Below are 19971 nucleotides of genomic sequence, written 5' to 3' on the forward strand. Positions count from 1 at the left end.
TGGGATTTTCAGGTGATTTTATTAGGGAGAACTATAGAATGTCAGATGACAAAAAGAAAAAACGGACGATAACCGCCATATTTTTAATCCTGCTTCCGTTGTCTGCCCTTATCATATTCCTATTGGCAAGAGCAGAGAAAAAGAGGACGGTCATGCAGGCGGGATATGTCATGATCAGTGAGATCAGTAAGGTTCAATATGCGATTGATTCCCGGCTGTTAAATGCAGAAATACTTGAAATGATCGTAGTCAATAACCATGGCACGGTTACAGATTTTGAGATGATCGCGGAGCGTTTATATGATGATGACCCTGCAATCCGCTGTCTGCAGTTGGCGCCGGATGGAATCGTGACCTATGTGTATCCGCTGGAGGGCAACGAAAGTGCATTCGGCAGCCTTTTTGACCATCCGGACAGAAAAGAGGATGCCGGGTATGCCAGGGATACCGGCAGGATGACTCTGTCAGGACCGTATGAGCTTTCCCAGGGGGGCACTGGCCTGGTGGCCAGAAATCCCATTTATCTGGAGGATGGACAAAATGGGACTGCTTTTTGGGGGTTCAGTGTGGCTGTATTAAATGTGCCGGAAATATTTAATAAAGCAGAATTGGAAACCTTATCGTCCCGGGGCTATTTCTATCAGATATTCAAAATAAGACCTGAAAATGGGGAGATCCAGGTCATTACCAGCAACACAGACAGGGACATGCCGGATGCCATCAAGGGTGCGATCACAGTTCCAAATGGAACCTGGTACTTGAACCTGCGCCCTAAAAGCGGATGGGTCTCATGGAAAAACATAGTTATGGAGAGCATGATAGCCCTGATCTTAAATACGCTGTTTGTATTACTGGCCTATGGAGGGCTTACGATCCTCGAGCAAAAAAGAAAGATGACGGAACTGGCAAACACAGATTCACTTACCGGTTTATACAACGTCCGTTTCTTTATGGCAACAATAAAGCAGCTATATGAATGCAGGCAGGCATTTGGCGTTTTTTATCTGGATTTAAATAAATTTAAAGAAGTGAATGACCAGTATGGACATGATATGGGAGACAGGCTTCTTGTGGAGGTGGCGGCGCGGATCGAAGGCTGCCTTAAAAAAGACGACATACTGTTCCGCATAGGAGGGGACGAATTCTCTATCATAGTGGCAGGAACAAATCCCTCCACATATTATCATGCTCTGACAGAGCGGATCGTGGAGCAGATCTCCACGCCTTTTACCGTATCGGATATTGTATTGTATCCGGGAATAAGCTGCGGGTATTCCCGGTATCCGGAAGATCAGTCGGATATAGAAAAGCTGATTCAGGAGGCGGACAGGAATATGTATGCTATGAAAAACAGGTGAGATGGGGCGATAGGAGACATCAATATGTTGTATCCGGTTGCTTTTATTTTTCACATTCGATATAATGTGAAGAGGGATTATCTGAGCATTTTGGTGAAAGGCCGGAAATGGTGCAAAAAGGATATATCTCAGCTCAGGATGAGTCTGTACATAGATCCGGTCAGCAGAAAGGTAGTCATATGAAGCAGAGATTCAGCTTTCGATATAAATTTATGGTCATTACGGTACTTACAGTATTGTTGTCTTTTTTTACAGTGATATCCGGGGCAGCCGAGGAGGGACAAAAAGCTCTCCGCGTGGCATTTCCGCAGGTGGAGGGCTTCACCATGACGGCGCCGGATGGGACGCGTTATGGGCTTGTTGTGGATTTCCTGGAGGAGATCTCCAAGTATACCGGCTGGGAGTATGAATATATAGAGACCAACAGCGATACCCTGCTGGAGGATTGTGCAGAGGGGAAGTTTGATCTGATAGGCGGCAGTTACTATTTGGAAGGCCTGGAAAAATATATGGCTTATCCCGATTACAACTGCGGTTACAGCCGCCAGGTTCTGATGGCGCGCAGGGACGATGACAGTGTGAGGAGCTATGATCTGGGAACGCTCAATGGAAAGGTGATCGGCGTATATGATCGTGCTACGGAGAATATACGGCGTCTTAAGGAGTTTTTAGGGATCAATGGCCTGGACTGTGAGCTGCGTTATTATAGCTATGATGATGTAACAAGGTGGGGGTCTTTAAAGCCTGCGCTGGAGGGCGGCGAGGTGGATCTGCTTATGGGGAACAGCTCGGATGCCACGGAGGATGTTCAGCTTGTGGTTTCCTTTGATTCCCAGCCGTTTTATATCGTTGCCATGCCGGGAGACCAGCAGACCCTGACAGAGCTTAACATGGCGCTGCAGCGGATCTATGATGCGGACCCTGAATTTGCAGCAAAGGTGTATGCTGAGAATTTTGAGGCAGTGACCAGTGGTGCAAGAGTGCTCAATGAGAAGGAACAGGAGTATGTTGCTCAGAAGAAGACGGTAACAGTTGCAGTCCCAAAGGACTGGCATCCTCTGTTCTGTCTCAATAACGAAGACGGGCACAAAGGCCTGGTGCCGGATGTGCTGGAAGCAGTATCGGAATTTTCCGGATTGGAATTTACCTATGTGTATGGTGACAGTTATGCGGAGGCCCTGGAGCTAATGCAGCGGGGAGAGGCGGATATGATGGGATTTTTCGCCGGTACTGATGAGGATGCTGCATTTTACGGTCTTGCGCTGTCTCAGCCCTATGTGGATCTGGACTGTATCCTGGTGCGCAACAAGGAGTCGGGTTATCCGGACGAGGGGCTTACGGGAGCTGTGATGGAAGGGAGGACCTTCCCTAAGAATATCATTGCGGACCATGTGGAATATTACGTGGATACAAGCGAAGCGTTGAGGGATGTAAACCGGGGCAGGGTGGATTTTTATTATGGCCTGTCATTTCATCTGGAGTATATCATCCAGCAGAAAAATTACTCCAATCTGGTGCAGGTAAACCTGATCAATGACAGCCAGGAGATCTGTTTCGCGCTTCAGAGGCCTGCGAAGTCGGAGCTTCTCACGATCATGAACAAGGCGCTCAACAGCCTGACAGAGGAGCAGAAGGCGACCATCAGCAGCCGGAACATCGTATCCATCGCTGCATCTGAGATGACGCTTTCCAGTATTATTTACGGCAATCCAACGCTTGCAGTTTCTGTGGTTGTGGTGTTTATGGCGATGATCCTGTTCGTGGTCATCCTGATCTTCCGCTCCCGGATCCGTGCGGTCCGTATGCGCAACGAGCTGGAGAAGGCGGAAGCGGATAACCGGGCAAAGAGCGAATTCCTGTCGCGGATGAGCCATGAGATCCGCACCCCCATGAATGCGATCGTAGGATTCACAGATCTGATAGAAATGATGGACGACCTGCCGTCAAATGCCAGGGAGAATTTAGAGAAGATCAAATCCTCCTCCAAATATCTGTTAAGCCTGATCAATGATATCCTGGATATGAGCCGGATTGAGAGTGGGAAGATGGAAATATCCAGGGAACCGTTTTCTATGGGCCGGTTGCTTGGTGATATTGAGAGTATGATGACGGCAGAGGCAAAAAACAGAGGGATAAGGTTCTGGCTGGAAAAGGACATTCGGGATGATGGTCTGGCAGGAGACGCCATACGTCTTCGGCAGGTGATTTTGAACCTGCTGTCTAATGCTTTTAAGTTTACTCCGGAGGGCGGAACTGTCCGGCTTTGTGTGACCGAGGAGCCGGTGGCAGAAGCGGGACCTGTATTTACGATCCATGTCATTGACAATGGGATCGGTATCGAAAAGAAGGATCAGGAGCGTATTTTCCAGAGCTTTGAGCAGGTTGGTTCCAATGTGGCCAAATCCCAGGGGACAGGGCTGGGTCTGGCGATCAGTTATCATATTGTCCAGGCTATGGGAAGCTGTCTGAAGCTGGATAGTGAGCCGGGAATGGGCAGCGATTTTTATTTTACGGTAACTCTTGAAAAAGATGATTCGCCGGCATCCAGCCGGAGTGAAGAATCTACAGGAAATCTGCAGGATATGCTGCTCAGACCAGATATAAAAATATTGGATGGTGTGAAGATCCTGGTGGCAGAGGACAATGACCTGAATGCAGAGATTGTAGTGGAGATGCTTTCCATGCAGGGAGCTGTGGCTGTCAGGGCAGATAATGGAAAGAAAGCCCTGGAGGTATTTAAAGACAGCGGTACGGACGAGTTCAAGGTGATCCTGATGGATATCATGATGCCTGAGATGAACGGCCTGGAGGCGACCCGGGCGATCCGTGCCCTGGAGCGGAAGGATGCTGCTGGGATCCCGATCATCGCCATGACGGCGAATGCTTTTAAGCAGGATGAGGAGGACGCGATGAAGGCCGGGATGAGTGGATTTTTATCTAAGCCGATCGATGTAACAAAGCTGTTTGAAGTGCTTTGCAGTGTGAGGGAGCCGCAGGATATATGAGATGGCGGCTGAGATGCGGGCAGAGAACAAGAACAATGGAAGGCTGGTTATGAAGATGAGAAAACGTTGCAGCGTCATGTTGACTATAATCTCTCTGTTGATGACGTTTTTATCCGGCTGTGGGAAGGCCGGAGAGCCCAATGATTTACAACTGGCGTCTAAGAAACCGGAGAAGATCGTGATCAATCTGTTTACTGCTATCGATGGAGTAGAGGGTTCCGGCGCCAGTCTCTACCGGAAGATGATCGCTGATTACAACGCCCAGAGTGATACCGTTGAAATCCGGGCCAGCGGCCTTTCCACTGCGGAGGGGTATAATGAGGCGCTGAGAAATCGGCTGGAGAACCCAAAAGATGTGGATTTGTTTATAGTGAATGCGGATATGGTCAAGGAGTTCAATGAAAAAGGCTATTTTTATGACCTTTCAGATCAGCCTGTTTTTCAGGAACTCAATGATACAGCCCGGCAGCAGGCAGTTGTAAATGGTACGGCATACTGCCTTCCTACTAAAATGACCGCGTATGGACTTTGTGTCAACGTGGGGCTTTTGCGGGAGTATGGATTGGAGCCGCCTCAAAATGAAGAGGAATTCTTAAACTGCTGCGCGATCCTTAAAGAAAACGGGATAACGCCCATTGGAATCAACCGGTGGTACGCCATGACAGTACCTGCTATGGCGAGGGGACTTTATCCTATATACCAATCTGAGAATAAGGAAGAGATCATCGCCGGTCTCAACGACGGCAGCATTAAGATTGGCGATTATATGCTGGAAGGTTTCCGTTTCTTTAAAGAACTGGTGGACAAGGGGTACTACGGTGACGGTCTGACAGCAGAGTATGTGGATAGTATTAAGGCCAACAGCACTGACTGGGAGAATTTCAGGGGTGGAAAAGTGGCTTTTACAGTATTTACTACCAGTAAGGAGCCTGATATTGAGATGTATGCGCCGGAATTGGAATATATTATGCAGGGCATTCCGGCTCTGCCGGATGGCACGGTAAGCCTGCCTGCCATCAGTACTCGTCTGTGCGTCAACGCCGGAGGACAGCATGTGGCTGAGTCTCTGGAAGTGCTGGAATATTTGACCGTCCATGAAAAGAACGAGTTGAACAGGGGGACCAAGGGGGATCTGCCGGTATTCCAAAATGAGGAATTTGATTTAAACCCCAGTCTGCAGGCGGTTTATAATGACTTCTGTTCACCCGGACAGATCCCCATTGAAGACATGTCGCTCCGTTTTGATTATTGGGGAACGATCCGGACATTGTGTCTGGATATTATCGGTGGACTTACGCCGGAGGAAGCTGCAGCAGAATATGACCGCATTCAGCTTGAGGCTGTGGATGCCAGTTATCCTTGATGAAAGGAAGGAGAGTTTATTGTGTATAAAGAGATACCGGGCAGTTACCGCCGTTGGAATCCTCTGTTTATCACCATGGTTGTTCTTTCTTTAACAGGAGCATTTATAATCGGGATCTCAGCCATCCAAAGCATACGTTCCAATGTGCGCAGTACCACTGTCCAGGTGATCCGGGAGATTACAAACAGCAAAAGCCAGATGCTTGTGGCGATTTTAAAGGAGTCGGAACGGAATCTTAACAATCTGGCTATTACGCTTAACGCGGTGGAGGATGATCGGATGGAGGCTGATGTGCTGCAACGGTTTGAGAACGATTTGCTCCGCGGACTAACGATCATGGACCGGCAGGGCCAGGCGCTGTACGGTACAGATGAGGCCTATTTGTTAAAGGGAATCCCGGCTGGATTTGCGCGGCAGGTGGAAGCCGACGGTTTTGCCATGTCTGATCCTCTGATTGGCGTGGATGGCGACCGTCTTCTGCTATTTGGGACGGTTCTTAATGATGAGTATACGCTCTATGCCAGTCTGTCTGCTGACTCTATACAGAGGGCCTGCGGTGAGACGACCTATCTCGGAGAAGGGTACAGCTATATTTTGGGGCGGGATGGCCAGATCATTGTTCCGCCGATCCGCTACAGCTATGAGCAGGTCTATCAGAATATCCGAGATCTCCTGGTCAATAAGGATAATTCTTTTGAGAAGGTCAAAGGTTTTGTTGAGACTTTGGATGCAGGGGCCACCGGATCGGTGGTCTTTCAGGTGGATGGACAGGAACAGCTCTTTTGTTTCGCACCCCTTGACGGGGGAAAGGACTGGCAGTTTGTCACAGTGGTTTCTTTAAGTGCGGTGGAGCAGGATGGGATGCGGATCATCCGGACCTCTATGGTTATGGCTGCTGTTATCATCGGCGTTGTCGTGGCAGCTCTGGCGGCCGGTGTTTATTTCTACTGGTCCATGCAGAGAAGGAGGCAGGAAAATGACCGGTTTTTACTTAGTATCTATCAGGCCATTTCGGAGAATACGGATACGGTTATTTATATTCTCAACGATAAAGGCCCTGTGCCGGACTATGTGTTTGAAAACAGTGAGCGGGTGTTAGGCATTCCTGCTGAAACATTTTTACATAAAGAAAGGCAGGGACAGGCCAGTGAATTCAGAGACAGGCTGCAGTCGCTTTTGGAGGAGCCATGGCCGAAGGAGAGGTGCCAGCGGGAACTGCACGCCTATAACGATTGCCTGCTCCAGGACATGTGGCTGAAGGTGCTGATCTGCCCGTTTCGTCTGAGCGGCGATGCCAAATGCATCTATGCCATTACGGATGTGACCCAGGAGCACAATGACCAGGAGAAGATCGAAGCTGCGGTGGTTGCGGCAGAGCAGGCAAATGCTGCAAAAAGCAGCTTTTTCTCCAACATGTCCCATGAGATGCGCACGCCGATGAACGCAATTACAGGGATGACGGCCATAGCAAAACGCAACGTGAACGATCCGGAACGGGTGCTGGACTGCTTAAGCAAGATTGAGATTTCTTCCAGACATTTGCTTGGACTCATTAACGATGTACTGGACATGAGCAAGATTGAAAACGGTAAATTGGCGTTGGTCAGCGAGCCCTTCGACCTTCGTGAACTTCTAAAAGGATTGGAAGCCATTATACGACCGCAATGTGAATCGAAGCGGCAAAGCCTGAGCTTTATTATTGACATCAGCCATCCGGGATTGATAGGAGATACGCTGCGCCTGAACCAGATTTTTATGAATCTGCTTTCTAATGCAATGAAATTTACTCCCGATGGCGGAACCATATCGTTTACTGTGTGGGAGCGGGAGCAGCGTGCAGATTCTACCTTTTTCCGGTTCACAGTCACGGACAACGGCATTGGTATCGAACCGGAGGCGCAGAAGTATATTTTCACTCCGTTTGAACGCACAGACAACATGACGGTCAGCCAGATCGAAGGAACCGGTCTGGGCCTGGCCATCACGAAAAACCTGATCTCCGCCATGGGCGGTCAGATTGCCCTGGAGAGCGTTCCGGGCCAGGGATCCTCTTTTGTGGTGGATCTGGATCTGCACACACAGGAAGGCGGGGAGGCAGAACAGGCTGTTTTCGAGATTATGGAATGGGATGAAGCTGCTTTTACTGGCAGACGTATCCTTCTGGCGGAGGACAACGCCATCAATCAGGAGATAGCGGTAGAAATGTTGAGCACTTATGGCGCGGAGGTGGAGACTGCAGAGGATGGGAAGCAGACGTTTGAGAAGTTTGCCTCCTCGGAGCCGGGGTATTATGATGCGATCTTAATGGATATTCAGATGCCTGTCATGAACGGGTATGAAGCCACCAGGGCAATCCGTGCCTGCAGACATCCGCAGGCGAAGACCATCCCGATTATCGCCATGACGGCAAATGTGTTTGCAGAAGATGTCCTTTCTGCCAAGAATGCGGGTATGGACGCCCATATCGGCAAACCTATCGAATTGCCGCGGTTGTATCAGGTGTTGATGGAGAAGATGGAGGAAAGATCATATTAAAACAACGGCAGCAGTCATTTGGACTGCTGCCATTTATGTCCCTTCCAAAGATGCCAGGAATAGACAAAAGCCAGCATCAGGGCAAGAGTTGCGATCGCCAGGGCCAGGCTTGCCAGGTTACCCGGCATGGTCTCCAGCGGGATGAGAGTGATCCCGGTAACTTTGGCATACAATTCCACAAGGAAGTAGATGGCAAAGGTCTGGCCTGCAAAGAGGGGCATGGAATAGCGGCCCACAAACTGCCAGAACCGGAAGTTTTGGCAGAGCTGGGCGCCGAACAATAAAGCCATAATGCCGGAAAATGCAGCGGCATAGTAGTAAGGCGTCTGGCTGTAGGAGCAGTCGCAGATATTCACGTAGGAACTGAGCTGCGGCCCGAACCAGAAGCTGAGCCAGGTGCATACCGGGATCAGGAACAAGGCCGCGGGCTTCAGCCTTTTTAGCATATCATAGCGGTTAAAATAATACCCGGCGATGACGAAGACGGAGGCGCTAAGGGCGCTGTCGATCTTCCAGGGCAGCCGCTCGCCGATGGGAAGGTAAGGGAAGATCCGGCGGATATGTACGGCGGCCACTGCCAGAAGAAGCAGGCTGTAGCACCTGAAAAGGAGCGGTCTGCGGTCAAATACGCGGATCCAGAAAAGGGCGATCAAGTCCGCCACAAAAAGCGCCACCAGAAACCAGATCTGTCCCACGTACAGATTCTGGGGCTGGGTATAGTAAAAGATCCATTTGAGCTGATGCCGCCAGCCGTCCGCCAGTATGGGCAGCCGGTAATCCGGGCGGAGCATGCAGATGAACATGGCCCCGAAGGTGATGGCAAAATAGGGGATCAGAAGCCTTTTCCCCTTGTCTTTTATATAGGTCCCATAGTCCGGGTATTTTTCCGGCCGGAAGGTCATACCGGAAAGAAAGAAAAAAGCGGGCATATGGAACGCAAAGATCCACCTGAATAAGGTGTGGTGCATGGTTACAATATGTCCGAATATAACTAAAAACAGCGCAAATCCTTTTGCCACGTCAATCTCTGTTCTTCGTGCTCTGCCGGAGGCTTCCATGGTAAAACTCCTTTCAGCTTTTGTGTACTCATTTTTCCTATTATACAGAAAGAAGGGAAAAAAGTCCATACGGGTATCAGTTGAAAAAGCCGGAGAAACCCTGTATAATGGGAAGGTACTTCATGGAAAGATAAAGGAGAACCGACTATGATAGATGGAAAGATGGAATTGGTAAAACGGATCGGCAGCGAGGAAGGCGAGCTTTTTGTCCTGATCTCAGGCTGCACCCGCGGGCCCTATGTGGTGTGTGATGAGGAAACCTACGACGATGAGGTGATGATGTTTTTTGAGGAGGCAGCGGCTAAGGCGGAGGCTGAGAAGCTGGCAGGGGAGAAGATCCCGGTGACGGTGTTAAAGCTGGGGAACCGGCAGATGCTTTTGTTCTTTACAAACCTGTACACTATGGGGGTCAATGCGCTTAAGATCTGTTATGGCGGGGAGGAATCCCTGGTGCAGCTTGAGGAGATCGTGAAGCGGCGTGACAAAAAGGAGATGCCGGACGGATCGGTCTGGGTGGAGAACCCGGAGCTGCATCTGACGGCCCTGTATTTTGCCCAGGAGCTGAGGACCCAGTCCGATGAGGATACGCCGAAGCGGCTGGCGGAGCTGCAGGAAGAGCTGGCGTCCCATTTTAAGAAGGCCAGCTTTATCTTCGCCCTTCAGAAGGACGGGCAGGGCACGCCCATGGTCAAGATGAAGGACGGGGAGAAATACCAGCCTGTCTTTACGGATGCCCTGGAGTTTAAGCGCTTTAATCATGAGGATCAGTTCCGCCCGGTCATTGTGGAAGCGGATCAGATCCCAAAGGTCCTGGATAAGACGGCAAGAGGCGTGATCTTAAACATCATGGGAGTCAATCTGCCCCTGGCTGTGAGCCGGGCGGATTGAGGGACAGTTCAGGCGCGGCAGCGGCGTGAGCTGTGATGCAGCGTATAAAATCATCTACCTGCGGCTTGCGGATGGAATTTTCCGTGTATATAAGCCAGGTGTTGCGGAGCAGCGGGCTGCCGTCCCGGTGACAGAGCGGGTGGATGAACTGGGGATAGTCCGCCATGTAATCCCAGGCGAAGAACACCGTGTAGCCCAGGCCCTTTAAGATCATTTCTTTGCAGATGTCCGCGTGCCGCACCGTCAGCCCGCGGGGAAGGGGCGTGTAGTAGTGCTCGTTCCACCACTGTTCGATGATCTGCTGTGTGTAGGAATCTTTAATGTAAGTGATATAAGTATATTTCTCCAAATGATCCATATCCAGCGCCTCACTGCTGGCAATATACGCCTGCTCTGTCTTATAGAGCAGGCGTTTTCCCTGAAACGGGATCTCCCCGTTGATAAATCCAAGATCCGCTTTACCCTGTTCCACCAGGCGGCACACATGGCTGCTCTGGGTGGTTATAAAATCAAACTGGACGCCGGGACGCAGGCGGCGATACTCCTGCAGCAGCTCCGGGATCGCAAAACGCGCCATGGAATTGGGCGCGCCCAGGGTAAGGACGCCGCCTGGCTGGGAGCTGAAGCTTATGAGATGTTCCTTTACCTCCTGCATCATATTGTTAAATTGTACGGCCTTGACTGCCAGGTATTCTCCCTCGGGCGTGAAGGACACTCCCTGCTTTCCGCGGACCGCGATGGTCACGCCCAGTTCTTCCTCGATGGCCTGCAAACGCTTGGTCAGGGTGGGCTGGGTCAGGTAGAGGAGGGAGGCAGCTTTTGTGAGGCTGCGGCATTCATATAATGTCTGGATCAAGTTCCAGTCGGTCATTCTCATGTCTTTTCCCGCTTTCTGTGGTTTCTGCTATGAATTATTATTTATTCCGTTTTTGAATAGATAAGTATAATATAATTCCATTTTACAATGATGTCAAGACAAGTTATGATTACATACAGACAGGCTTTGCCAGACCATTCTGCCGGAACATTTTGCCCCGGGAAACGGCAGGGCCTTTATGGAGGATCAGGAGGAAAGCAGAGTATTATGTGTGATGAAAATGGGAGAAAAGCGCCGGAGCGGCCTTCACGGGAACTGATTGAAAAGCTGAAAACCTTTACGGTGCCGGAGCTGTGCGACGGCGCAGGGGTTTATCATGCCATGGATTACCGGATCAAACTGCGGACCGGCAGGGTGAGGATCGCGGGACCTGCGGTGACGGTGGATGTGCCGTTGGGGGAAGGGGCGATCGTGGCGGACGCTATCCTAAGTGCTGAGCCTGGAGATGTGTTGGTGATCGCAGGAAAAGGCAATTGTGACAGCTCTTACTGGGGGGATCACAGGAGCGTCTGCGCCGCCATGAAAGGGCTGGAAGGAGTGGTGATCGACGGGGCCTTCCGGGATCTGGAGGGCTGCGAGGAAGCCGGATTCCCTGTTTTTGCCAAAGGGCTGACCTGCGGCACGGCGGCCAAAAGCGGGGCCGGAGCGGTGAATGTGCCGGTGAGCTGCGGCGGAGTTGCCGTTTGCCCCGGCGATCTGGTGGTGGGAGACGTAAACGGCGTCTTAGTATTTGCGCCGGAGGATGCAAAAGCTATTATGGAGCGGGCGCTGAAAAAACGTCAGGCGCAGGCGCGTGTACTGGAAGAAATGCGGCGCACGAAAACCGTGATACCGCGGATTAAGATGCAGTGACCGTAAAAAGGTGCAGAAAGCTGTGAAAAGCTATAAAAAAGGATGAGGTGGATAAAATGATAAAACTAACAGATCAAAGGGTTATCTTAAACGGACAGGGAGAATTTGTCCCGTTTGATCAGGCACAGGCGGGAGACAGCTTAAGGGAGGCCAATTCTGCGGGAAGCGCCTGCGCGGAGTGGGAGACCGGAAAAAAGCGCACAATGGCGTACCGGATTTTGAAAGCCCACAATCACAGCGGCAATATGGAGCAGCTCAAACTGAAATTTGACGCGCTGGTGTCCCCGGACAACAACTACGTGAACATCCTCCAGACCGCCCGGGCCAGCGGGATCAAAGAGTTTCCGGTCCCCTATGTGCTGTCCAACTGCCATCATACTTTGTGTGCAGTGGGAGGTACGATCAACGAGGACGACCATGTATTCGGTATGTGCAATGCGAAAAAGTACGGCGGTATCTTTGTCCCGCCCTACCGTGCGGTGCTGCACCAGTACATGAGGGAGATGATGGCAGGTTGCGGGAAGATGATCCTGGGTTCCGACAGCCACAGCCGGTACGGCGCCCTAGGAACCATGGGGATCGGCGAAGGCGGGGGCGAGGTGGCAAAGCAGCTTCTTGGAAGGACCTATGACCTGGCATATCCCCCGGTCATTGCGGTGAAGCTGACCGGAACGCCCCGCCCCGGCGTCGGTCCCCAGGATGTGGCCCTGGCGTTGGTGGCGGCTACCTTTAAAAACAATTTTAACAAGAACAAGATCCTGGAGTTTACAGGAGAGGGTATCGGGAACTTGAGCATGGAGTACCGCATGGGCATCGATGTGATGACCACGGAGAGCGCCGCCCTTTCCAGCATCTGGTGTACGGATGGGTTGACGGAGGAGTATCTTAAGGAACATGGCAGGAAGGAAACTTACCATGCCTTAAAACCGGAGCCGGGCGCCTGTTATGACGGATTGATCGAGATCGATCTTTCCCGGGTGGAGTGTATGATCGCCCTGCCGTTTCACCCCAGCAACGCCATGCCGATCAGGGAGTTTAAGGAGCGGATGGAGGAGATCCTTTTGGAAGTAGAGGAAGAGGGGCGGAAGATAAAGGGGGATAAAGGAGAGCCATTTTCCATCATGTCCCATATGAGGGACGGGGAATTTTACGTGGACCAGGCCCTGGTCAGCGGGTGCAGCGGCGGCATGTTTGAGAATATTGCAGCCATGGCGGATATTTTAAAGGGCTGTGGGATTCCTGGAAATGGGCTGAATCTGGGGATCAATCCCGCCAGCCTGCCGGTGATGGCGGATTTAATGGAACAGGGCATTGCAGGAGAGCTGGCCATCTGCGGCGCTACTCTGCGTCCGGCGATCTGCGGGCCCTGCTTCGGGGTTACGGATGTGCCTGCCAACAACCAGGTCAGTATCCGCCATATGACCCGCAACTACCCGAACCGGGAAGGCTCCAAGCCGGGGCAGGGGCAGATGGCGGCGGCCTGCCTGATGGACGCCCGTTCCATAGCGGCTACCGTGCGAAACGGCGGACGCCTGACTGCGGCAACGGAGCTGGATGTGGAGTACCGTCCGGCCCACCACCATTTTGAAGGGAAGATATACGAAAACCAGGTCTTTGATAATTTTGGTAAAGGGGACCCGGAGGAAGCGCTGGTCATGGGCCCCAATATCGCGGACTGGCCAGAGATGCAGCCCCTTACCAGACACCTTCTCTTAAAAGTGGCTGGTTCCTATCGTGGTTCTGTGACCACGGATGAGCTGATCCCGTCCGGCGAGGCGTCCTCCTTCCGCTCCAACCCGGAAAAAATATCGGGATATACGATGATCAGCCGGGACAAGGACTATGTAGGCCGGGCAAAGGTTGTCCGGAGCCTGGAAGCGGAGCGCAGGGAACAGGACGGCAGAACCTCGGATCTGGGATTGAACAGTCTGTTAAAAAATCTTGCATCCCGGAAAATGTGTGATATTGCAGACATTACCCTGGGCAGCGTTATGGTCAGCGACCAGATCGGGGACGGCTCATCGAGAGAACAGGCAGCAAGCTGCCAGAAGGTGCTGGGCGGGTTTGCCAATCTTGCCAATGAGTATGCCACCAAACGTTACCGCTCCAATCTGATCAACTGGGGCATCCTGCCTCTGCGCACGGAGGAGCGGCTTGAGCTTCCGGTCGGAGCATATCTTTTTATAGAGGATGTGGACCGTGCTATTATGAGCGGCGCAGACGTCGTGGAGGTTCAGGTCCTGGATATTGCAGGAGAGACAGATGGGGAGCGGAGGACCCTTTGCTGTACCCTGGACAGCCTGACGGAGGACGAGAAGAAGATCCTGCTTTCCGGCTGCCTGATCAATTATTACAGGGATGAAAGAAAGGCATAGAACGGATCGGGCCTTCATAATCTTCTTGTAAGAGAGGACAACGGGGGCATTATGAAGCTGTGCAACGGGGTATTTGAAGGAGGCGGTGTACGGGGGATCGGTCATGTGGGAGCAGCCTGCCGGATGGAACAGGCGGGCTACCGTTTTGTGGATCTGGCTGGGTCCTCGGCCGGGGCGTTTGTGGCGGCCCTGCTGGCGGCTGGTTACCGCTGCGGGGAACTGAAGCAGGAGATGGAAACCCTGAATTATCTGCGTTTTAAGGGAAAAGACCTGGTGGATCATTTTGGGGCAGCAGGAAAAATACTGTCCCTTCTCTGGACTCTTGGGATCTATAATACAGATTATCTGGAAATGTGGATGAGCCGGATGCTGGAAAAGAAAGGGATCGTCACGTTCCGCGACCTGGCGGGGACGGGAAGGCGGCTGTTTATCACGGTCAGCGATGTCACGGAGAAGCGGCTGCTGGTATTTCCGGGGGACGCAGAACAGTTTGGCATGGATCCGGGAGATTTCCCGGTGGCGTTGGCTGTGCGCATGAGCGTCAGCATCCCGGTGTTTTTTGAACCGGCCCGGATGCGGGACCGCCGGGGCCGGCTGCATCTGCTGGTGGACGGCGGGCTTTTGAGCAACCATCCGATGTGGACGCTGGACAATGGGATTACCGCCCCTGTGCGGCCCACCTTCGGATTCCGTTTTCAGGATGGGAAGGAGGAGCTGTGCAGCCAGGCTTGTCAGGCGGGACCGAACCTGGCCGATTATCTGAAAGCCATCGTCTCGACCTGTCTGGATGCGGTTGACAACAATCACGTATCCCAGGGGGACTATGCGCGGACGATCTGGATCCCCACTGTGATAGAAGATGGGGAGAAGAAAAAGAAAATAAGCAGCACGGATTTTGATATTACTAAGGAGGAGAGCGAAGCTTTGTTTGCAAATGGCTGCGATGCTGCGGACGCATTTTTAAGAACCTGGGATTTTGAGCGGTGGAAGGCAAAATACCGGGATTTAATCGGATGACATGAGCCTTATTTATAGTATTTTAGCTGATATACAGGATCTTTACATCTCCCAGGATCCGCTTTATCTCCGCGCGAAGGAAGCTTTCTGCCTCTGCCCGCGCCTGTGGGTGATAGCAGTAGCGGCCTCTGCCGCGGCCGGTCATGAGCTGGCTGTCATATAAGTCCGGCGCCGCGGGAAATGCCTCGCTGTTGATGGCGCGGTGGATATATGAGTAGGTCATCAGGATGATTTCCAGAAACATCTGTTTTTTCATTTTTTCAGTCAGGCCGTCGCGGAGCTGTTCCAAAAGTTCCGTGTACATTGCCCTCCAGCCATCCACCAGGATGACCGGGGCGATTAAAAGGCCGCAGGGATAGCCGGCCTCGCACATGCTGTTTACGGCTTCTATCCTCTTTTTCAGGCTTGAGGTGCCCAGTTCGATCCGGCTGATCAGCGGCTGGGGATTGACGCTCATTCGGAAGATCACTTTCCCGCGGTGGGGAAGGGTTAGCAGGCTGTCCACCATATGGAATTTTGTGGGGAAGGTCAGAAAACCGCTGCCCTCCTCAGCAAAGCGGGGAATGGTATACAGAAGATTGCCGGTTATGGTATTTTCCAGGACCAGATCGCTGTTGCTGCCGATCTCAAAGGTCAGAGGAGCCTCACTGCCGGAACTTTTTTTAATGATGCGGTCCAGCATCTGTTCCCGGTTGACAAAGAGACGGAGGTATGCGCATTTATTGTAGTTGCAGACCAGATAGCAATACAGGCACATAGCAGTGCAGCCCGATGAGGTGTAGGGGACCAGATAGTCGGATACTTTATGGTTTTCTGTGTACTTATGAGTTTTTCTGATGCCGATGATCAGGTTGCGTTTCATCCTGCCGAATTCGGCATTTTCTTTTTCCTGCATTTCTTTGATAGAATTGTGGCTTTCCACCGGAATCCATGGCAGGTCGGAAAATTTTTCCTTCAGCTGCTTTCCCAGCTCGTAGGAAAGGCTGGCTTCTTCAAAATAAACTGCTTCAAATTTCATGAGTTCCCCTTTCACGTCTCCCCTGGATCAGATGGAGCCCGGGTTTTTGTGATAGTATGTGCATACGGGCGGCGTTTATGTGAAACAGGAGCTTTTTGTAAATTTGACCTCTTCATTCTGCGGATTTTGTGTTATGATATATTGTAAAAGGATGGAATCCATATGTTGCGATGAACTACAGACGAAGGAGGACTTTGCCGTGTTAAAAGACTTATTAAAAAAGAACCGCAGTTACCGGGGGTATGATGAAAGCCGGAGGTTTACGAGGGAAGAACTGGCAGAACTGGTGGAGTATACCCGCCTCTGCCCGTCGTCCGCCAATATGCAGCCGCTCAAGTATTACCTGGCCTGGGAGCAGGATGATGTCAATAAGATCCAGATGATGACCAGGTGGGCGGGGGCGATCACAGACAGGAAGCTGCCTTATGATGGCATGTGCCCCACAGCCTTCATTGTGGTCTGCCAGGATACGCATATCAGCGAGAATATGACAACCTTTTTAAAGGATGTGGGCATTGTGGCGCAGACCATGCTGTTAGCGGCGGCAGAGAAGGGATTTGGTGGATGTATGATCGGAAGCTTTAATAAAGAAGGCGTGAGGGAGTGCCTGGGGCTTGCAGATCATCTGGCGCCCCATCTTGTGGTGGCCCTTGGCGCTCCTGCGGAGGTGGTGGTTTTAGAGGATGCGCCGGAGGGCGGCAGCGTCAAGTATTACCGGGATGAAAAGGATGTCCACCATGTACCCAAGCGGATGCTCTCGGAGCTGATCCTGTAGCAGGCCGGCTTTTAAATGCAGCTTGTGCATGCAGGATCAGGCGCGCAAAATCTGTGTTAAGATTCAGGGACAGCTCTGGATATTTTTCGGAATATCTGATATGCTGTACATATAAAAGGGAGTAGTTGGCATCCGGCAGGATGTTTACGAGGCCGTCAGTACGATTTTACCTGGTACAGGAAGATCCGGTTCGTAACTAAGCAGCGAGACTTTTGTTGTAATGATATATTGCAGCAGAAGCCTCGCTTTTTTGCTGCACATTTACGCAGAATGCGAAGGAGGAACTGAGATGGAAATGTTTTTGCAGGTAGGAATGCTGGCGGTTGGATTCGCCATGCTGGTGAAGGGAGCGGACTGGTTCGTGGACGGTACCGCCGGGATCGCGGACCGGTTTGGGGTGCCGCAGCTTGTGATCGGCCTTACGATCGTAGCCATGGGGACCAGCGCTCCGGAGGCTGCGGTCAGTATCACGGCGGCCCTCAAAGGGAATGCGGAGATCACCATAGGAAATATTGTGGGAAGCAATATATTAAATATCCTGATTATCCTGGGGATCACATCGACGATCGTTTCGGTGGCAGTGGCAAAGTCCACGGTGCGTTATGAGATCCCTTATATGATGCTGATCACGGGGATGCTGTTGTTCTTCGGCTATACGGGAAATGTAGTCAGCTTCTGGGAGGGCGTGATTTTGTGGGCAGCGTTCCTTTTGTATCTGGGTTACTTATTCCTTATGGCCCTGCGGGATAAAACAGAAGTGGTGGAGGCCCAGGAACAGACACCCATATGGAAGATGGCGGCGATCGCCGTGGTTGGACTGGTGCTGGTAGTATGGGGCAGCGACGTGACAGTGGACGCGGCCACCGGAATCGCACAAGCGGCGGGACTCAGCGAGCGTTTTATCGGGCTTACGATCGTGGCGCTGGGTACGTCCCTTCCGGAGCTGTTCACCTCGGTATCCGCCGCCATGAAAGGGAAAGCGGATATCGCGATCGGAAATATCGTGGGAAGCAATATTTTCAACATCCTGTTTGTGGTGGGGACCACGGCCCTGATCACGCCGGTGGTGTTCCAGCCGGGATTTTTGATCGATACGGCGGTAGCGATCGCTGCGGGAGCAATGCTCCTTTTGTGCGTGTGCCGCGGATTTAAACTTACGCGCCCTGCGGGCATTCTGATGCTGGTCTGCTATGGAGGGTACTTTGTTTACCTGCTGAGATAGCAAAAAGGCTTATCTGGCAGTGCGTGGAAAAAGTGGAAAAAGAAGAAACCTCTGTCTTGACGTGAGCCTGTTTGCATCCTATAATATAAAGGTCTGTACCCACGGCACAGCGCCGAAAAACGAAGACTGGGAGTACAGTCAGAAAGCAGGTTGATTCATGAATCAGAAATGGAAAGCAAACATCTGCCGTGCAGTGTTTGCGGTGATGTTTGGACTGGCAGCGGCGGGTACGGCGCTGGCGGACGAAGCGGACACCACAAGATTTGTACAGGGGACTTCCGTAAATGGGCTGGGGATCGGAGGACTGACTGTGGATGAGGCGGCAGGCCGCATCGGAAGCTTTTACTCCAGCGAATACAAACTGACGATAAAAGAGCGGGGCAGGGAAGAATACATAAATGGTCCGGATATCGGATTTACAGTAGGGATTCCCGACGGCTTCCTACAGGAGATACTGAACCAGCAGAATGCCACAGGAAGGGCATCTGGTCCCGATGTAGACAACAGGCACCGGGTGGAGATGGCCAATACTTTCAGTGCCGACGCTTTGACGGCAAAGATCAATGAGCTGAACTGCATAAACGGAACCAGTATCGTGACGACTGCCGATGCCCATGTATCCGCTTATCAGGAAGGACAGCCCTTTACCATTGTCCCGGAGGTCAGGGGCAATAACGTTTACCCGGAGAAGGTGGCGGAAGCAGTTCGTGCCGCAGTAACAGCCGGAGGCACAGAGGTAGATCTGGAGGCGGCAGGCTGTTATTATCAGATCCAGGTGTATAAGGACGATCCCCAGTTAAAAGAACTGTGTGACACCATGAACCGGTGCCGGGATATGAACATCACCTATCTGTTTGGTGAGAACAGCGAGATCCTGGATGCGGCGACGATCTGTTCCTGGATCACCGGGACAAAGGATGGGCAGATCGAGCTGAACCGCGACCAGGTAGCAGCGTATGTGCAGGGCCTGGCGGACAAGTATAACACCGCAGGGACCACGCGCACCTTCCGCACAGCGACCGGAAGGGATGTGAGCGTCAGCGGGCCTTATGGCTGGAAGCTGAACCAGAATGCTGAGATCGATGCGATTATCGGCATGGTCCGCACCGGCGAGAGCCAGTCGAGGGAACCGGAATATACTTCCTCGGCGGTGGACCACACGGCACAGGAGTGGGGAAACACCTATGTGGAGGTGGATCTGACCGGACAGCATGTCTATATGACAAAGGATGGCGCCGTTGTCTGGGATGCGCCCTGTGTGACCGGCAATTCAGCGAAGAATTACGATACGCCGGCAGGCATCTATTCCCTGACCTACAAGGAGCGGGACAGGGTGCTCCGCGGAGCCAAGCAGGCGGACGGGACTTACGAGTATGAAAGCCCGGTATCCTACTGGATGCCGTTTAACGGAGGCATCGGCCTCCATGACGCCAACTGGCGGGGCAGCTTCGGAGGCACCATCTATAAGAACAGCGGAAGCCACGGCTGCGTGAATCTCCCGCCGTCCAAGGTACCGGCCCTCTATGATATGGTATATAAGGGAATCCCGGTTATCTGTTACCACTAAGAATTTCAGATACAATCCTAAGAGAAGAGCTTCTCCCATGAATGCGTCCTGATCCGGATGC

14 protein-coding genes are annotated in these 19971 nt (G+C 52.0%); 11 read left to right on the forward strand and 3 right to left on the reverse strand.

The features are described 5' to 3' along the window. Nucleotides 1–38: 38 nt before the first annotated feature. The 4 genes from AB1I67_RS11940 (at nucleotide 39) to AB1I67_RS11955 (ending at nucleotide 8261) form a co-directional block, all read left to right on the forward strand. Nucleotides 39–1358, forward strand: a complete 1320-nt coding sequence (locus AB1I67_RS11940) for a sensor domain-containing diguanylate cyclase (protein WP_367030100.1) — start codon at nucleotides 39–41, stop codon at nucleotides 1356–1358. A 179-nt stretch (nucleotides 1359–1537) separates the two neighbouring features. Continuing rightward, nucleotides 1538–4363, forward strand: a complete 2826-nt coding sequence (locus tag AB1I67_RS11945) for a transporter substrate-binding domain-containing protein (RefSeq protein WP_367030101.1) — start codon at nucleotides 1538–1540, stop codon at nucleotides 4361–4363. Between the two features lies 1 nt (nucleotide 4364). Further along, nucleotides 4365–5726 (forward strand): extracellular solute-binding protein, encoded by a 1362-nt coding sequence (locus tag AB1I67_RS11950; protein ID WP_367030102.1) that lies wholly within the window; start codon nucleotides 4365–4367, stop codon nucleotides 5724–5726. A gap of 21 nt (nucleotides 5727–5747) precedes the next feature. Beyond that, nucleotides 5748–8261 (forward strand): ATP-binding protein, encoded by a 2514-nt coding sequence (locus AB1I67_RS11955; protein WP_367030103.1) that lies wholly within the window; start codon nucleotides 5748–5750, stop codon nucleotides 8259–8261. A gap of 14 nt (nucleotides 8262–8275) precedes the next feature. On the opposite strand, the gene AB1I67_RS11960 is transcribed toward AB1I67_RS11955, so the two are convergent. Further along, nucleotides 8276–9319, reverse strand: a complete 1044-nt coding sequence (locus AB1I67_RS11960; RefSeq protein WP_367030104.1) for an acyltransferase family protein — start codon at nucleotides 9317–9319, stop codon at nucleotides 8276–8278. Between the two features lie 147 nt (nucleotides 9320–9466). Here AB1I67_RS11960 and AB1I67_RS11965 point away from each other — a divergent pair, with 147 nt between their 5' ends. Beyond that, nucleotides 9467–10207, forward strand: a complete 741-nt coding sequence (locus AB1I67_RS11965; RefSeq protein ID WP_367030105.1) for an SseB family protein — start codon at nucleotides 9467–9469, stop codon at nucleotides 10205–10207. Here the strand turns inward: AB1I67_RS11965 and AB1I67_RS11970 are convergent. Next, the gene (locus AB1I67_RS11970) at nucleotides 10173–11084 is read right to left on the reverse strand and encodes a LysR family transcriptional regulator (RefSeq protein WP_367030106.1); all 912 of its coding nucleotides are present in this window, start codon (nucleotides 11082–11084) and stop codon (nucleotides 10173–10175) included. The two genes, AB1I67_RS11965 and AB1I67_RS11970, sit on opposite strands and share 35 nt — an antisense overlap. Nucleotides 11085–11291: 207 nt before the next feature. Here AB1I67_RS11970 and AB1I67_RS11975 point away from each other — a divergent pair, with 207 nt between their 5' ends. From AB1I67_RS11975 to AB1I67_RS11985, 3 genes are read left to right on the forward strand one after another with little or no spacing between them, the layout of a single operon-like run. Continuing rightward, nucleotides 11292–11936 (forward strand): RraA family protein, encoded by a 645-nt coding sequence (locus AB1I67_RS11975; RefSeq protein ID WP_367030107.1) that lies wholly within the window; start codon nucleotides 11292–11294, stop codon nucleotides 11934–11936. A gap of 56 nt (nucleotides 11937–11992) precedes the next feature. Further along, nucleotides 11993–14311 carry a hydratase gene (locus tag AB1I67_RS11980; protein WP_367030108.1) on the forward strand — a complete coding sequence of 773 codons (2319 nt, stop codon included), beginning with the start codon at nucleotides 11993–11995 and terminating at the stop codon, nucleotides 14309–14311. A gap of 51 nt (nucleotides 14312–14362) precedes the next feature. Next, nucleotides 14363–15328, forward strand: a complete 966-nt coding sequence (locus tag AB1I67_RS11985) for a patatin-like phospholipase family protein (protein WP_367030109.1) — start codon at nucleotides 14363–14365, stop codon at nucleotides 15326–15328. A 22-nt stretch (nucleotides 15329–15350) separates the two neighbouring features. Here AB1I67_RS11985 and AB1I67_RS11990 read toward each other — a convergent pair whose 3' ends face one another. Beyond that, a complete protein-coding gene (locus AB1I67_RS11990) occupies nucleotides 15351–16346 on the reverse strand; it encodes a spore photoproduct lyase family protein (RefSeq protein ID WP_367030110.1) in 996 nt (331 codons plus the stop codon). A 199-nt stretch (nucleotides 16347–16545) separates the two neighbouring features. Between AB1I67_RS11990 and AB1I67_RS11995 the strand changes: the two genes are divergently transcribed. The 3 genes from AB1I67_RS11995 (at nucleotide 16546) to AB1I67_RS12005 (ending at nucleotide 19910) form a co-directional block, all read left to right on the forward strand. Next, the gene (locus tag AB1I67_RS11995) at nucleotides 16546–17121 is read left to right on the forward strand and encodes a nitroreductase family protein (RefSeq protein ID WP_367030111.1); all 576 of its coding nucleotides are present in this window, start codon (nucleotides 16546–16548) and stop codon (nucleotides 17119–17121) included. Nucleotides 17122–17410: 289 nt separating this feature from the next. Next, nucleotides 17411–18343 carry a calcium/sodium antiporter gene (locus AB1I67_RS12000; protein WP_367030112.1) on the forward strand — a complete coding sequence of 311 codons (933 nt, stop codon included), beginning with the start codon at nucleotides 17411–17413 and terminating at the stop codon, nucleotides 18341–18343. Nucleotides 18344–18500: 157 nt separating this feature from the next. Further along, the gene (locus AB1I67_RS12005) at nucleotides 18501–19910 is read left to right on the forward strand and encodes a L,D-transpeptidase family protein (protein ID WP_367030113.1); all 1410 of its coding nucleotides are present in this window, start codon (nucleotides 18501–18503) and stop codon (nucleotides 19908–19910) included. Nucleotides 19911–19971 lie beyond the last annotated feature (61 nt).

It is taken from the genome of Clostridium sp. AN503 (genome assembly GCF_040719375.1).
In the GTDB taxonomy this organism is placed as follows: Bacteria; Bacillota; Clostridia; order Lachnospirales; family Lachnospiraceae; genus Brotaphodocola.